12 protein-coding genes, 2 tRNA genes, 2 rRNA genes and 1 pseudogene are annotated in these 15,825 nt (G+C 47.1%); 6 read left to right on the forward strand and 11 right to left on the reverse strand.

The features are described 5' to 3' along the window. The first annotated feature begins 21 nt into the window (after nucleotides 1-21). On the forward strand, nucleotides 22-1,269 hold the full coding sequence (locus IPG41_01125; GenBank protein ID QQR55157.1) for a serine hydroxymethyltransferase: 1,248 nt from the start codon (nucleotides 22-24) through the stop codon (nucleotides 1,267-1,269). A 179-nt stretch (nucleotides 1,270-1,448) separates the two neighbouring features. Here IPG41_01125 and IPG41_01130 read toward each other — a convergent pair whose 3' ends face one another. The 4 genes and pseudogenes from IPG41_01130 to lepA form a co-directional block, all read right to left on the reverse strand. Continuing rightward, on the reverse strand, nucleotides 1,449-3,026 hold the full coding sequence (locus IPG41_01130; protein ID QQR55158.1) for a PP2C family protein-serine/threonine phosphatase: 1,578 nt from the start codon (nucleotides 3,024-3,026) through the stop codon (nucleotides 1,449-1,451). 27 nt (nucleotides 3,027-3,053) lie between these two features. Further along, complete coding sequence (locus IPG41_01135; protein QQR55159.1) at nucleotides 3,054-3,908, reverse strand: hypothetical protein; 855 nt, start codon at nucleotides 3,906-3,908, stop codon at nucleotides 3,054-3,056. Beyond that, on the reverse strand, nucleotides 3,905-4,531 hold the full coding sequence (locus IPG41_01140; protein ID QQR55160.1) for a hypothetical protein: 627 nt from the start codon (nucleotides 4,529-4,531) through the stop codon (nucleotides 3,905-3,907). Before IPG41_01140 ends, IPG41_01135 begins: the two co-directional genes overlap by 4 nt. Before the next feature lie 12 nt (nucleotides 4,532-4,543). Then, a pseudogene (lepA, locus tag IPG41_01145) lies at nucleotides 4,544-6,358 on the reverse strand (elongation factor 4). A gap of 117 nt (nucleotides 6,359-6,475) precedes the next feature. Here lepA and IPG41_01150 point away from each other — a divergent pair. Further along, nucleotides 6,476-6,925 (forward strand): PrgI family protein, encoded by a 450-nt coding sequence (locus IPG41_01150; protein QQR55161.1) that lies wholly within the window; start codon nucleotides 6,476-6,478, stop codon nucleotides 6,923-6,925. Then, nucleotides 6,922-7,677: a hypothetical protein gene (locus IPG41_01155; protein ID QQR55162.1), complete on the forward strand. Its 756-nt coding sequence runs from the start codon at nucleotides 6,922-6,924 to the stop codon at nucleotides 7,675-7,677. The genes IPG41_01150 and IPG41_01155 overlap by 4 nt, the downstream gene beginning before the upstream one ends. Here IPG41_01155 and IPG41_01160 read toward each other — a convergent pair whose 3' ends face one another. The 6 genes from IPG41_01160 to IPG41_01185 all read right to left on the reverse strand — a co-directional run bounded on the left by IPG41_01160 (nucleotide 7,678) and on the right by IPG41_01185 (nucleotide 13,571). Beyond that, entirely contained in the window at nucleotides 7,678-8,040 is a 363-nt protein-coding gene (locus IPG41_01160; GenBank protein ID QQR55163.1) for a hypothetical protein, read from the reverse strand. Nucleotides 8,041-8,044: 4 nt separating this feature from the next. After that, nucleotides 8,045-9,112: a hypothetical protein gene (locus IPG41_01165; GenBank protein QQR55164.1), complete on the reverse strand. Its 1,068-nt coding sequence runs from the start codon at nucleotides 9,110-9,112 to the stop codon at nucleotides 8,045-8,047. 197 nt (nucleotides 9,113-9,309) lie between these two features. Then, nucleotides 9,310-9,424 (reverse strand): 5S ribosomal RNA (rrf, locus tag IPG41_01170). A 109-nt stretch (nucleotides 9,425-9,533) separates the two neighbouring features. Next, nucleotides 9,534-12,499: ribosomal RNA gene (locus IPG41_01175) — 23S ribosomal RNA — on the reverse strand. Between the two features lie 290 nt (nucleotides 12,500-12,789). Continuing rightward, nucleotides 12,790-13,257, reverse strand: a complete 468-nt coding sequence (locus tag IPG41_01180) for a hypothetical protein (GenBank protein ID QQR55165.1) — start codon at nucleotides 13,255-13,257, stop codon at nucleotides 12,790-12,792. Between the two features lie 80 nt (nucleotides 13,258-13,337). After that, nucleotides 13,338-13,571 (reverse strand): hypothetical protein, encoded by a 234-nt coding sequence (locus IPG41_01185; protein ID QQR55166.1) that lies wholly within the window; start codon nucleotides 13,569-13,571, stop codon nucleotides 13,338-13,340. Between the two features lie 133 nt (nucleotides 13,572-13,704). On the opposite strand from IPG41_01185, the gene IPG41_01190 reads away from it, so the two are divergent. From IPG41_01190 to IPG41_01200, 3 genes are all read left to right on the forward strand, one after another. Then, nucleotides 13,705-13,781, forward strand: a tRNA-Ala gene (locus tag IPG41_01190). 29 nt (nucleotides 13,782-13,810) lie between these two features. Continuing rightward, nucleotides 13,811-13,887, forward strand: a tRNA-Ile gene (locus IPG41_01195). Between the two features lie 96 nt (nucleotides 13,888-13,983). After that, nucleotides 13,984-14,520, forward strand: coding sequence for a hypothetical protein (locus IPG41_01200; protein ID QQR55167.1), 537 nt, complete (start codon nucleotides 13,984-13,986; stop codon nucleotides 14,518-14,520). Here IPG41_01200 and IPG41_01205 read toward each other — a convergent pair. Continuing rightward, the gene (locus tag IPG41_01205) at nucleotides 14,517-15,779 is read right to left on the reverse strand and encodes a hypothetical protein (protein QQR55168.1); all 1,263 of its coding nucleotides are present in this window, start codon (nucleotides 15,777-15,779) and stop codon (nucleotides 14,517-14,519) included. The genes IPG41_01200 and IPG41_01205 overlap by 4 nt on opposite strands. Between the last annotated feature and the right edge of the window lie 46 nt (nucleotides 15,780-15,825).

Genomic DNA, 15,825 nt, shown 5'->3' on the forward strand with positions numbered 1-15,825 from the left:
CGACCCTTAACCCCTTCCCTCATGCTCCCTCACCTCCAAGCTCAAGACCCCGCCATCTATAGCGCCATCATGGCCGAGTCCAAGCGCCAAGCTGAAGAACTGGAATTGATCGCCTCTGAAAACTATGTATCCCCTGCGGTACTTGAAGCCATGGGAACTATTTTGACCAATAAGTATTCCGAAGGCTACGTGGGCAAGCGTTACTACGCCGGACAAGTGAACATCGACACCGTCGAGACCCTTGCCATTGAACGCGCCAAACAGCTCTTCGGCTGCGACCATGTGAACGTTCAACCCCTCTCCGGTTCTCCCGCCAATGCCGCCGTTTATTTTGCGACCATCAAACCCGGAGACAAAGTGCTCGGACTCAGCCTCGACCATGGAGGACACCTCTCTCACGGTCATCCCGTGAACTTCAGTGGAATGCTCTACGACTTCGTGCGTTACGGCGTGGAAGAGAACGGCTACATCGACATGGATAAGGTGGAAGAAATTGCCCTGCGTGAAAAACCCAAGATGATTGTGGCCGGCTTCTCTGCTTACTCTCGCAATATGGATTGGAAGCGCTTCAAAGAAATCGCAGATAAAATCGGAGCCATCACCTTTGCCGACATCGCACATATTGCCGGACTCATCGCCGGTCAACAACTCGAAAATCCCGTGCCCTACTTCGACATCGTGAGCACCACCACTCACAAGACCTTACGCGGTCCTCGCGGAGCCATGATCATGTGCAAAGAAGCTTATGCTAAAGCCATCGACAAGGCCGTGTTCCCCGGAATGCAAGGCGGACCTCACGACCACATCAATGCCGCCAAGGCCGTGGCCTTTGCCGAAGCACTGAAGCCTGAGTTCAAGGAATACAGCCGCCAAGTGATCGCCAACGCCAAGGTGCTTGCCAGTGAACTCATGGCCAAAGGCTTCAAAATTGTCTCTGGAGGAACCGACAATCACCTCATGCTCATCGACACCATGGCCAGCAAAGGTGCACCCGGTAAAGATGCTGAAAAAGCTCTGGAACTCGCCGGCATCTCCTGCAACAAAAACATGGTACCTTTTGACACTCGCTCTCCTTTCGATCCTTCTGGAATCCGCATCGGAACCCCCGCCCTCACCACACGCGGCATGAAGGAAAATGAAATGCGCATCCTCGCAGGCTGGATCGACGAGGTCGTTTCCACCCCCACCGACGCCGCCATTCAAGCCAAGGTGCTCGGGGAAGTGAAGGAACTTTGTAAGGGCTTTCCGGTACCAGGGATTGAGGCTTAGGAATTTTGAACAAAGTCCTGACAAAAAACTGACGCACATTTCAGGTTTTATTCAGGACTTTTGTAAATCCACTTTGCTAAACTCCATTTGTTCAGCTTGGGCCTAGGCCGGCGCTCACAGAAGTCCTGTCATTTTTATTCTATACAAAAACAAGAAAACCTGCAAGCCATGGCCCCCCTTCACTTCCTCTTCATCACCACAATCGTGATGTCGTCGAGGTGATTTTGCTCGCCAATGTATTGAAGCACATCGGCAAAGACAGCGTTTTTCACTCCTTCTGCCGTGAGCAGATCATCCCCCGCCTGTTGCACAATGCGGCGCAGGCGTTGCATGCCATATTGCTCGTGATGTTCATTCTGAGCCTCGGGAAATCCATCCGAATAAAGCACAACGACATCGCCCGTCTCTAAAATCAGCTCTTGAACTTGAAGAAGATTTTCAATGTCGTCCACCATTCCAAACGCAATGCCCGGCAATTTCACTTCGGTGACCTTCTTACCTTTAGCACTGTAATGCAAAAGAGGGAGATGACCGGCATTCAAATAAGCAAGGCGACCCGTTACAGGGTTCCAACGAGTGAGCCCCATGCTCATGAACATGGCACTGGAAGATTTTTTTCGTATCACCTCATTCAAAGAAAGCGCCAAGGTTTTGAGGTTCGATTCATCCCGTAAGGAATAAATGAGCCCATTGGCAATGGAAGACAAAATTCCCGCAGGCACTCCATGCCCACTCACGTCTCCAAGGTAAATGAGGGTTTCCCCCGAAGCGGTGGGAATGAAATCAAAGGCATCTCCTCCAATTTCCGTAGCAGGATCCAAACCGCCCGCCAAGTCCAAGCTGGGCAATTCAACGCGCTCTTTGGGCAAAAGATCCGCCTGAATTTTAGCCGCCAATTCCAGTTCTTTAACCACGCGTTCTTTGTAAAGACGCACTTCCAAGGCCGCCGCCAAATCATTGGCCATTTGATTGAAAGTGGAAGCGAGCACTCCCACTTCATCCTTGCCTTTCACCAAAACGCGAGTGGTGAAGTCGCCAGTGGCCAACTTCAAAGCCCCTTCTTTAAGAGCTTTGAGCGGACGTGTCACACTCACAGAAAGCATGTAAGAAAGCAATAAAGTCAATAACATGCCCACCAGAGCAAAAATGCCGATTTGCATTTTGGCCGCAGCAAGACGCTGCTCCATGAGTTCATAAGTCACCCGGTAGCTCAAGGCATAAGCGTTTCCATAAGGCACCACAATGTCGAGCACCCGTTCCGAAGGCAAAGGAGCCTCCACCGGGTTTTCATTGAAATTCACATAAGAAACCTGCTTGTCTTCATCGGTTTTCACATAAACAACGCGACCACTATCGAGAAGCAAAGACATTTTATTGGCCTGGATGCGCTCAATTTCAGACGCCTGAGTCACGGTACGCAAAGAGCCTTCATAACGCGACGTTTGCTCTTGGGAAGCCACGTATAAAACCACCCCTCCATAGCTGGTGATTTGCACGTCTGAGATGGAGGTGTTTTGGCGCAGCAAAGATGAAAGTTCCCGGCTGAAAGCCAAATAATTTCCAGGCTTAAGATACTGCTCGTAAGCCTCCACCATTTTTGCAGCAGTGAGCTCAGAAAAACTTTGACTGCCCTCCGAAATATCCAAGGAAAGTTCTTGAGTTTTTGCATCCACCAAAAAAAGTCCGAGCACGGTAAAAAGAAGCAAGATCAAAGTACCGAAGGCTAAGATGAATTTTGACTTGAGCGAACGAAACATGCCGTACTCCTTTAAATCATCTGATCATTATAACACAGTTTCAATGATTTCTGAAGCCCAAAGCTGGCCATCCAAACGAAGCTTCCAATAAAGCCCCGGCTGAAAACCATAAAGCGTTTTAGCCTCAAAGAGCGGGATCATATTTTTATCCTCCAAAAGTCGCTGTGAAACCGCATTCAAAACCGAGCGCCTTTCCTCTGGTGACAAAGAAGTCGCCGCCGTTTCAATCCACTCATCCAAAGCCGGATCGGCATAAGCCAAGCCATTGAATTCCCCATAAGCCCCCTCTTGAGAATGCACCACGGATTCATAAAAATCCGCCACATCGGCGAGTTCATACTTCCATCCAAAAAAATAAAACTCCGATTGAGCCGCCTGAATTTTCTCTTCTAAATCCTGAGGATTCAAGACATTCACCGTCACCTCCACGTCGATTTGACTCAAATCCTGAGCAATGGCCTCACCCAAAACTTCCAGACCCACGGGCAAGTCCAAGATGACCGACACCTCACCGGGAACCAAATCCCGAAAACGCTGAGCCACAAGCAAATCGGTTTCACGTGCAGGACTTTCTGGCAAATAACCAAAAATACCCCGAGCCGCATATTGATCCGTATCTTCTAAAAACCCACCGCCAAAAGAGGAAGCATAATCGGTGGAAAGCGCATGCCACACGGCTTCTCTCAAGTTGGAATTGGCAAAAACACCTTCCCGACTCATCATCAAATAGCTCACTTCCAAACTAGGAAATTCCAATAAATCATAGGCTTCTTCCTGCAAATTTTCCACATACTGCGGAGGCACATTCGCAAGCACGTGATAGCTTCCGTCTACAAATCCGTTGTAGCGCTGTTCAGGGTCCGGCACATGATTCAAAGTCACAAAGGGAAAAAAGCCAAAGGTCCCCAGTAAGATTCAAATCGTTCTAAGGTCAAAGTATTTTGCGAAAATGCACTCACTCGATAAGGCCCCGTTCCAATGGGCAGTTTAAAGTCCACATAGCCTTCGGGAAGCATGTACACATACGAAAGTTTATTCAAAAGCAAAGGATCGGGCTGCGTGGTGCGAAGCGTGAAGCGATAATCGCCCGTTTTTTGGACCTCCGAAAGCGTGGATAGCAGGGCCCCGAGCTCCGAATCCCCTTGCGCTTTGGCCAAGCTCAAAGAATACAGCGCATCGTCGGCATCAAAGGTCTCACCCGTATGGAATTGCACGCCTTGTCGCAATTGAAAATCCCAGGTGTATTCATCCAAACGTCCCCACGAAACTGCTAAGGCTGATTCCATGTTGAAACTGCCATCGAAACGAAGCAAAGGTTCATAAATATTGCCCAAATATTTACGATCCGCCGAATTGTAACGCAGCGGAGAATAGTCCAAAAGAGGCTCGGCATAGGCAATGCTCAGCGTATCAAAACGAGGAGCCGGCGCTTTGAAGTCACTCAATTCTGCGCATCCAGTCAGGCAAAGCGCAAAGAAAAGCGTAAAGGCGAGGAGTCGTTTCATGGCGTGGACAGTTTAAACGTCCTTCCTAAGAACGGCAAGAAAAGCCTTTTGAGGCACCTCCACTTTCCCAAACATCTTCATGCGTTTTTTTCCTTTCTTCTGTTTTTCAAGAAGCTTATTTTTACGAGAAACATCTCCACCATACAAATAGCCCGTCACATCTTTTCTATAAGCTGCAATGGTTTCACGAGCCAAAATCTTGGCCCCCACCGCCGCCTGAATGGGAATTTCAAATTGAGCTTTAGGAATGATTTCTTTCAAGCGCTTGCACACCGCCCTCCATGACGAAAAGCCTCGCTACGATGAATGATGATGGAAAGCGCATCCATGCGTTCATGATGCACCAAAAAGTCGAGCCGTACCAAGTCTTCAGTGCGGTATTCTAAAAATTCATAGCTCATGGAAGCATACCCAGCCGTTAAACTCTTGAGTTCGTCATAAAAATCCACCACCAGCGAAGCCAGCGGCACTTCATAGTGCAGACTCACTCGTTTTTCATCCAGGTAAACCACATTTTTTGAAATCCCGCGACGATCCGCCAGCATCTGCATGAGTGCCCCCATGTATTCTGTGGGGGGTGAGCACTTCCACCTTCATCCAAGGTTCCAAAATCGCATCCACATGGGCAGGCTCAGGGAGCTGTGCAGGACTCGAAATAGTGATCATTTCACCATCTGTTTTTTTTACTTGGTAAGACACGCTCGGCGCCGTAATCACCAAATCGAGACCATACTCCCTTTCCAGACGCTCTTGCACAATGTCCATGTGTAAAAGTCCCAAAAATCCACAACGAAAACCCGAACCCAAAGCCGAAGATTGCTCCGGTTCAAAAGTCAGGGAGGAATCGTTCATGCTCAATTTTTCCAGCGCATCTCGTAGCAGCGGGTATTCATCTGTATCGGTACAAAACACACCTGCAAAAACGAAGGGCGTCACACGCTTGTAACCGGGCAACGGCACCGGCTTCATTTCATCGCGCAAATGCCAATCTTCGTGCCGCCATACCGTGTCCCCCACACGCACATCTCCAACTGTTTTCATTCCTGTAACAATATAGCCCACCTCTCCCGCAAAAATTTCAGGCAAAGCTTGGTATTTGGGTTTGAAACAACCCACTTCTGTGATTTCGGTTTCGGCCTTGGTGTTTAAAAGTTTCACACGATTTCCACGCTTGAATGAGCCACTCATGAGGCGAACATAAGCCACAATGCCTTTGTAAGGATCGTAAATCGAATCAAAAATGAGGGCTCGCGTTTCCTTCGGAGCATCCTTCAATTGAGGGGGCGGCACTTTTTCAACCACCAACTCCAATAATTTATCGACATTGGTCCCTTCTTTGGCAGAAATACACAAAATCTCAGAAGCCGGAATTCCAAGCGCATTTTCAATTTCACGGCTGCGCCCCTCCACATCCGCCGCAGGCAGATCGATTTTATTCAGCACAGGGATGATTTCCAAGTTATGTTCCAGAGCCATGTAACAATTGGCCAAGGTTTGCGCTTGAATGCCTTGCGTAGCATCCACGACTAAAATTGCCCCTTCACAGGCGGCAAGCGAGCGAGAAACTTCGTAAGAAAAGTCCACATGCCCGGGGGTGTCGATGAGGTTCAATTGATACTCCTCACCTTTGTAGTTCCAGTTCATCCGCACGGGCTGAAGTTTAATGGTGATGCCTCGTTCCTGTTCAAGTTCCATGGTGTCGAGCATTTGACCGTGCTTCATTTCTCGTTCTGTCAGGGTGCCCGTCACCTCCAAAAAACGATCCGCCAAGGTGGATTTACCATGGTCAATGTGTGCAATGATACAAAAATTACGGATGTTTTTCATGCGGAGGGAGTGTAGCAACAGCTTGGACGAGAAACAAGCACACCCGAGCCCAACCCTTTCTTTTCCATACTTTTTCTGCTATAATGAACGGATAAAAAGTGCGTCTAAAAAGAACAAATGCAATACAAAATCCCGCAAAACGTACAGATTGAAGACAAAATCGTCGGGCCTCTCACTCTGCGCCAACTCATTTATGCCGGAATCGGCGGTGGACTCACCTATGCCCTTTACAGTTATTTCGGGAGCCGTTATTACATGGGCCTTTGGGTCATTTTACCGCTCAGTACAGCCATTTTGACGCTTTTGAGCATTTTCTTTCACCCCAACGGAATCACGTTTGGGAAATGGTGCATGCTCACAGTGGAATATTTTTTAATGCCCAATAAACGCACCTTTGTAATGGGAGCCGGAGACACTTACGCCGCCACCTTGTTTGCTCAAAAAGAAAAAAAAGTGCAAACTAAAACCGAAGACAGCGGCAAGAGCGAACGCGACCACGAACGCCTTCAAAAGATTGGAGAAATTTCCAAATTGCTGGATTCTTACGGCAAACCTCAAACCTCATGACTCCCCCTCCCACCTCTAAAGATTCGGTGAAAGGAACTAAAAAAGACAAGCGCTTCAGCACTCAGCTTTACTTGAAGGTTTCTGAAATTCGTGACGACGTGGCCATTCTTAAAAACGGTGGGCTTCGCGCCGTACTCAAGACCTCCAGCATCAATCTAAATTTGAAGTCAGAGGAGGAGCAAAACGCTGTGATTTACTCCTATCAAAACTTTTTAAATTCGCTCGAATTTCCCATCCAAATCGTGATTCGCAGCAAAAAATTAGACTTGGAGCATTACATTGAAAAACTCAAAAAAATAGGTGTCAAACAAGGCAATCCTCTCCTGCAAAAACAGACTTTTGAATACATCGAATACATCAGTCGTCTGGTGGAATACGCCGATATCATGGAAAAACAATTTTACGTGGTGATCCCTCAAGACCCCATTGGGGAAGAACGCCGCAGTTTCATCAAGAGTTTTCTCGAATCTCTTTTCCCAGGAGACACCGTGGCAAAAATCAAACAACGCCACGCTCAATTCGCTGAGCTAAAAAAACGCATCACTCAACGCATGAACACCGTTCGTGCCGGGCTTGAAAGCTGTGGCCTTCGTGTGGACCCTCTCACAACCCAAGAACTCATCGGACTCTTTTACGAAACCTACAATCCCCTCACCTCTCGCAGTCAAAAAGTGGAGCTGGAAGATGAGCTCGCCCTAGAACAAGACCAAGACTCAAAAACCTCCACCGGCACTGCGAGTGTGCCGGGTTGATCATGAACGATTCGTTCCTCTGGCAAACAAAACCTCTAGATCGAGATTACCCGTACCCTTCCGGTATGGATGTCTTAGTAAACCATGTTTGTTATATTCTTGTCTGAAGAACTCCTGCCAAGCTAGGCCACTGTCTTGCATAGCCCTTTCTACTGCAGGGCCACCAAAAAAGTAATAGGCATCACGCATAGGCCTGAGACCCGCTCCATTCACAACGAAATTTATACGCTTTTTAATCACATCCTGCTCCCAGTGCTTATAATTTAGTAATGCGCTTGTGATATCATCTTCAGATGCATTGTTGAGATGAAATAAAACAGCAATTTCCAAGAAGGAATAGAGCTTTAAGCGATCTAGATTCACCGTTTTATTTAAACCATTGGCCTCGCCAAAACAATGTCCAAAAGCAGTGGCCCATGCCTCTGATCCCTCCATAGTAAGGGGAAGGCCTCCCCTTTTCACCAGCAGTGTGCTGCAGAGTGTGAGCAAATTCATGCGCAACCAACATGCCAATGAGAGGGCGCTTATCTGGAGTCCACAGCTCTGGCTCTGGTAGACGTATAACCCCTTCTTGCTGTGTCCCACTGAGTACCTTTAAGTCAAAATGAACGGCACCTTTTATTGGTTCTACTCCAAATATCTCACCAACACGATTTCGAATACGATCGACAACTTGCGCCGGTTCCCCAGAGAGTTCATCAGGCAGACAGTCCTCTCCCAGATTTTTAAGTAACTCGTCTCTGCGAGCGTGTATTAACTCGATCAATCTGCCTGCATCAGGTCGCTGAATACCTCTTGTATCAAAATACTTCATTACTCTATCCCTTTGAGCCTCCATTTTCGCAGGGGCTGCCAAAGACTCCCACTTTTTTATGTATTCATCAATGGTCTGACAGTAAGCAGCCCACATGGGAGGGAACTGATCAGAAACCCCACCATTATCGACCCAAAAGTTGGAAAACGAATTTTTAATGGAGTCAGATTTTAAAGCCTTGAGACGCTTCAATGCATTAGTTTGCTCCGCTTCTGAAAAGAATCCCTTTCCCAAGAAAATATCTTCTAACGCTTGTAGTGCATCGCGAAAGGCCTGGCCTAGGTGCGATCGAACAATCTCTAAACGGAAATCCGCATCAAAATGACTCTTGTCAGGATCGCGTCTGTCCAAATAGCTCAAAACTGTTTTGAATCGCGTTGGGTCTCCCAAGCCTGCATCAACAGACATTCCACCTCTATCTGTAGAGCCATCTCCCCACCGTGCTAAGCCTTCTTCCAAATACAAACCTTCTTCAGGTAAGAGGCCAGGAGACTCTAGAAGTTCTTTTACCCTCTCACGATAGGTTTCGATCCGCTCCAAGGACACAGTGGTTCCCATCAACGCTCCTTTAAGTAAAGCTCTAGTTTTTGGGTTATCAACATCAACATCAAAATCAGTCAAAAACTGCACTCGAAAAGTCTCCATATCTATGGACTTAATCTGTCTTGCAAAATTGTTGTATTGTGGGAGCCTATCCATTTGAAAATAAGGTTTAGAGTTTGAGCCTATAATGACTACGCTCGCTTATTAAGAGGGGAAGTATAAATACAAAAAACAGATATGTCAAAAAAACGCCCTCATACAAAAAAGCGACTCAGTCCAGGCAACGTCCTACACTCCCACAACTCAGGTTGCAGTACTATCGGCGATGAGAAGCTTAACTGCTGTGTTCGGAATGGGAACAGGTGTGACCTTCTCTCTAAAATTGCCTGGACCAAATCGCTTTTTAAAGTTCTGGAAAACTCGGAAGCGTTTATATAGAAACCTCTTTTTCTGAGTAGCATTATCTTCTCGGAATGTCATAAAAGTCTGGAAGAAGACATTAACAACATCAGTGACCTGTTAGTACCGCTCGGCTGAACACATCGCTGTGCGTACACCTGCGGCCTATCAACCTTGTAGTCTACAAGGAGGTTCATAGGGAAAATTTTCTTAGGACTGGCTTCCCGCTTAGATGCTTTCAGCGGTTATCCAGACCGAACATAGCTACCCTGCAATGCCGCGGACGCGACAACAGGTACACTAGAGGTTCGTTCATCCCGGTCCTCTCGTACTAGGGACAACTTCCTTCAATTTTCCTTCAGATATGGCGGATAGAGGCCAAACTGTCTCACGACGTTTTGAACCCAGCTCGCGTACCGCTTTAATTGGCGAACAGCCAAACCCTTGGGAGCTTCTCCACCCCCAGGATGCGACGAGCCGACATCGAGGTGCCGAACCTGGTCGTCGATGTGGACTCTTGGACCAGACTAGCCTGTTATCCCCGGCGTAACTTTTATCCGTTGAGCGATACCCCACCCACATGGTGGTACCGGATCATTTTCACCTACTTTCGTACCTGCTCGGCTTGTAGGCCTTGCAGTCAAGCTCACTTGTGCGAATACACGACGAGATCGGTTTCCATCCGACCTTAGTGAACCAATTGCGCGCCTCCGTTACTCTTTAGGAGGCAACCGCCCCAGTTAAACTACCCATCAAACACTGTTCCCCCAGTGGGGGTTAGATTCAAAGCAAAACAAGGGTGGTATCTCACTGATGACTCCACCAAGGCTTACGCCCTGGCTTCAACGTCTCCCACCTATGCTGCACAAGTAGTGCCCTGAATCAATGTCAGACTATAGTAAAGCTGCACGGGGTCTTTTCGTCCTGCCATATCTAATGGGCATTTTTACCCGTATTGTAATTTCACCGAGTCTGCGCTCGAGACAGTACTCCCATCATTACCCCATTCGTGCGGGTCGGAACTTACCCGACAAGGAATTTCGCTACCTTAGGACCGTTATAGTTACGGCCGCCGTTCACCAGGGCTTAGATTCGAAGCATACACCTCTCCTCTTGACCTTCTGGCACTGGGCAGGGGTCAGCTCGTATACATCGTCTTACGACTTTGCACGAACTTGTGTTTTTGATAAACAGTTGCAGGAGTTCATTCGCTGCGGCCTACACCGAGTTGATATAATCTCATGGTGCAGGCAAGGCTTATCCCGAAGTTACGCCTGCTGTTTTGCCGAGTTCCTTAAGCGCAGTTATCTCGATCACCTTAGTATACTCTACCTACCCACCAGCGTTGGTTTGCGGTACGGTAAGATGCAACTCTCGAAACGAGGATTTTCTCGTCCGCTGAATTCACCCGAATCAGCACCTTGCGGCGCCTTTACATAATGGATCGCGAACCTGTGCGGATTTACCTACACAAGCATAAGCTTACCACTTGAACGCAAATTCTTAATGCGCTCGGATTATCCTGCGGCGTCCCCCCGGATCTAGCGCCACTTTCAATCGGATGTTCATTCATCGCGGCCCCGAAGGGCTTTGACTCACGAATATCGTCAATCCAGCTTTGCTTGGACGATTTGCATCTTGTTCAGGAATATTAACCTGATGTCCATCAGTTTACGGCTTTCGCCTGGACCTTAGGACCGACTAACCCCAAGTCGATTAACGTGGCTTGGGAAACCTTGGGTTTTCGGTGGGAGAGTTTTTCACTCTCCTGACGTTACTTATACCAACATTTGCACTTCATAGCGCTCCACCAGACTTCCCAGTCTGACTTCACTGCTGCTACGAACGCTCTTCTACCATTTATATAAATATAAATTCGCATCTTCGGTTAGAAACATGAGACCCGTTACATTTTCGGCGCAAGAACGCATAGACCAGTGAGCTGTTACGCACTCTTTAAAGGAATGGCTGCTTCTAAGCCAACCTCCTGGTTGTATACGCATCCTCACATCCTTTACCACTAAGTTTCTATTAGGGACCTTAGATGACGATCTGGGCTGTTACCCTCTTGACGATGGCACTTAGCTGTCACCGTCTGACTCCCGATCTCAAGTTTGGGTATTCGGAGTTTATCTAGGTTTGGTAGACGGATTTTGCCCCCTAGCCTAAATAGTGCTCTACCCCCCAAACGTATAATCGAGGCTAGCCCGAAAGCTATTTCGAAGAGAACCAGCTATCTCGGAGTTCGATAAGAATTTCTCTCCTACCCACAGGTCATCCACCGGTCTTGCAATACCGGTTGGTTCGGACCTCCAATAGGTTTTACCCTATTTTCATCCTGCCCATGGGTAGCTCACCCCGTTTCGGGTCTAGTGCATGATACTTGGCGCCGGTTAAGACTCGCTTTCGCTACGCCTACGGATTTAAACTTCCTTAAGCTTGCATCATACAGCTAACTCGTTGGTCCGTTCTACAAAAAGTAGGCCGTCACCCCGAAGGGCTCCGACTCATTTTAAGCAAAGAATTTCAGGTTCTATTTCACTCCCCTATCTGGGGTGCTTTTCACCTTTCCCTCATGGTACTTGTTCACTATCGATCTCAAAACTTATTTAGCCTTGGAAAGTGGTCTTCCCAGATTCAGGCCGGATTTCACGTGTCCGACCCTACTCAGGAACACTCTGGAGATCTTCCCTATTTTCGCCGACGGGGCTATCACCCTCTTTGGCCGCCCTTTCCAGGGTCGTTTGGCTAATAGGAGAAGGCCTCGTATTGAGGTCCTACAACCCCCTATCCCGAAGGATAAGGTTTGGGCTGATCCCGGTTCGCTCGCCGCTACTACGGGAATCTCTATTGATTTCTTTTATCCAGGGTACTTAGATGTTTCAGTTCCCCTAGTGTCCACCTCTTTCGAGGTTACAAGACATAACTCTTGTAAGGTTTCCCCATTCGGAAATCTCCGGGTCAAAGCTTGCTTAGCAGCTCGCCGAAGCTTATCGCAGCTGGCCGCGTCCTTCATCGGAGTTTTGAGTCAAGGCATCCATTCTATGCTTTTTTTACAATGTTGTAACGTCATCTTCCAATTACTTTTATGACAATCTGAAAAGATAATAACTATTCATTTGAAAAGACTGATTTCTATAATTTGATCAGTTCCGAATTTTCAAGGAACAAAAAGAGTGTATGTCTCCATACACTCCAGAATTCCAAACCGTCATAAAGACTAGTGTTTGATGCTCTGGAGTTGATGGAGTAGAACCATTCAGTACTTTAGTAGAGTAAGAAGGTACCTAACGAAGCAGGCTGGGGCATTATAGGAAGTGGAGGGAGCTCAGTCAAGAGATTTTTTACTCCATTGCTTATTCCCTTTTTGCAAGAAGAGAGTCGCCCTCTGCAGGGCCAGAAAAGAATTCAGTCCAAAACCCATCAGAATGGAACTGGACATTCCCATTTTTGTCCAAAACAGCATTCCACGAAACACCCTCGAAACTAAAAGCCGTCCTATTGACGGTAAGCTTATAGCCATCCTCAACGGCAGTACAAATCCACTCACTAAAATCCACCATCCCAGGGTGCTCTGCAAATAATAGTTTTCTTTTTTGCACTGAAGGCAAAACGGTACCCATAGATTCACATTTGCCCTCTAAACCTCCCATCAAACCAACCAAAGCTCCTCGAAATTGGTCGGCGAAAGGGAACGTCCGTTCTTCCATGCAAGAACTCACGGCAACAGAAAGTAAAGCGGCGCTCAAAGCCAAAACCGGAAGACCTTTGCCAAGAACATCTTTGAGATCAAGCACTTGACCTGGAACATCAGGACGTCCCATAAGAAAAATAAATACTAAGTACTCTAAACTAAAGCGCTTCACGTTGTTTTGTCAAGCACGTCGTCAAAAACGCCTCTTTTTTACAGAAACTGCGAAAAACGATCCGACGTAAAACTTTGAAAAGTTCCGGTCGCCCACAAAAGACTCAAAATAAAAATGCCCACACCCAGAATAATGAAGAAAGTCCAAGTTCCCCCAGAGCCCAAATAGCGCTCGGCAAAAGCAATATCGCCCGTAAAATCTTTGATCTTGGGCCTATAAATAAGAATCAGAAGGCCGATCAACATCCCAATAAAACCCTGAAGATATTGCATGAACGTGGCGTCGTTAAAACTGCTTCCAGTCTGCCCAGTTTTATAAGGAAGATCAAATCTAAAATCTCGCCTTGATTTCGCTCCTCGCAAAATGATATAAGTTCCCTGCTTTCTTTTCGAAGGCGACGGAAGTGGGGCTGTAGCTCAGTTGGCTAGAGCGCCTCGTTTGCACCGAGGAGGTCAGGAGTTCGACTCTCCTCAGCTCCACCACTTTCCAATTCGGAACCACACCCATTTGAGGGCGATTAGCTCAGGTGGTTAGAGCGCGACACTGATAATGTCGAGGTCCCAAGTTCAAGTCTTGGATCGCCCACCAGTTTTGTAATGCCCAAAAGAGGTCATTTACATACTACGAAGAACATGCTAAAATAAACAGATTAGAGCCATATTTTATCCGAATAACAGTCAGCCTATGTCAGACAATGAAGTCTTTCATTCAAACCACGGAGGGGTCAGCAAGGAGAACCCACATGAACTCGTAGAAGGAAGTGCTAAAGAAACAGCATACAGAGCTCTAGAATTGAAATATGAAGTCGACCACAATCAGCGCGCGCAAGAGGCATTCCAAGAAAAAGGCTATCAAAACCCAGAAGAAATAAGAAAAATATTGCTGGAGGGACCGATAGATCCCTATGATCCTAAAAAAGAATCTTTTGACAAGAAAGGAGACCTGTTAAAAAGAGATTCTCTTTATTTGATTTTGGTTGATTTTTTTAGGAAATGTTACTCTACGAATCCATCCGTCAAAGAACTAGCTCACAAAGAAGCTTTAATGTCCCTTGCTTATTTGACCGAGCAAAAGATGAATGTGGACAAGATTCCCGCCCATGGAAAGTTTAAAATTGAAAATGGAAAACTTTTCATCTCCAAAAGCTCAAACGCCACCACGGGGGACATTTGCAATGGCCTTCCGTTGATCAAGCAGGGTGGAAGTGTAAAGTCCCTTTAATTGAGAGCTGGATCTTCTCGAAATAAAGGCACTATGTAAGGTGTAGAAAGCGAAAGCGAATTGCAGTCCGGTAGAGGGTAAGATCTTGCCACCGACCATTCCCCCAGTTTTACAACAAGACGCTGTTCTTCAAGCTGAACATCCACTTCACCACTACGAGCAAGAATCGATGACTCTGTAAGGCCTGGATTACACTGAAAAACAAGTGCTGCGTCAGCATTTGTATGGCGGTCCAAAAAACGATGGACCTCTAAAGGACCAGTGGAAGCAGTTGGGATTGAATCCACTTCTACAACAGATAGCACTTGGACTTTCGATATGGACACAAGACCCTCACTCTCATCCGTTGCCGGGTGACGTGCAAAAGCAAGTTCCTTTTGTGCATCACCTTCCTTGAATGGAGTCGCCCGCGTGCCCCCATTCAAAAAACAACACGCCACAAGAAGAGCATGAGTCAAAGCTATAGGTAACCTAAGGGACTGCTGTCTCAAAGGCAAAGGCGACACCTCCCTTTCAACAGGTTTACTTACAGCAACAAATTCACTTGCTGCTACATTCTGAGCTACTGAAAAAGATGCCCTAGGCATAACAAGCGGAGGAGGTGAAACTGAAGGTGGACAACCCGCACTCACTGATCCTGGCTCTGGATCGTTAATCAAATCCCTAATGTTCGTCGCTGCTGCCTCCTCCGAGGCTCCATCTTCACCAGGCGGTGGCACAAGCGTTCCCGACGCTAAGTCAAAAGCCAAAGCAGGAACGATCGTCCTCGAAGACGTCACATTCCTAGCTCCAAGCGCTCCTGAGGTTAGGGCCCCTAGACGAGAATAAGGAGGAAAAGGCCGAGGTCTATTGCCAACTTTTTGGGAGAACGTATGAAAACTTTGTGCTGCTCTAAAAAAAGCCGCAATAAATTTGAACAAATCTGGCTGATGAGAAGCCACCTCACCATCCTCAGTCAGACAAGAGAAACACTTTGCGAAATACTTCTCTGCAGGCACACCCTCCAATGAATCTCCCAAGACATATTCAATAAAGTCTATTCTCCCGAGAGGATTAGGATTTGTCGTAAAGTTATCGCAAGAAAAATCATAGATATGACCCATCAAAATATTCACAAGTTCTTTAATTTGTTCAGGTGAATGCTTCCCTAGCATTGAAATCCTCCAGGCCAATCCAGTAAAGCAACTACTGAAAAAAGCCATTTCATCACCCATAGTCTCCCCCTCTGGATTCGTAGCTGCTACAAGACTTTCACTCAAAAGTGTATCACTCCGTGATCTAAAAAAGAGACTCAAGGGCCTAAAC

Source organism: Candidatus Peregrinibacteria bacterium, assembly GCA_016699145.1.
GTDB lineage: Bacteria > Patescibacteriota > Gracilibacteria > UBA1369 > 2-02-FULL-48-14.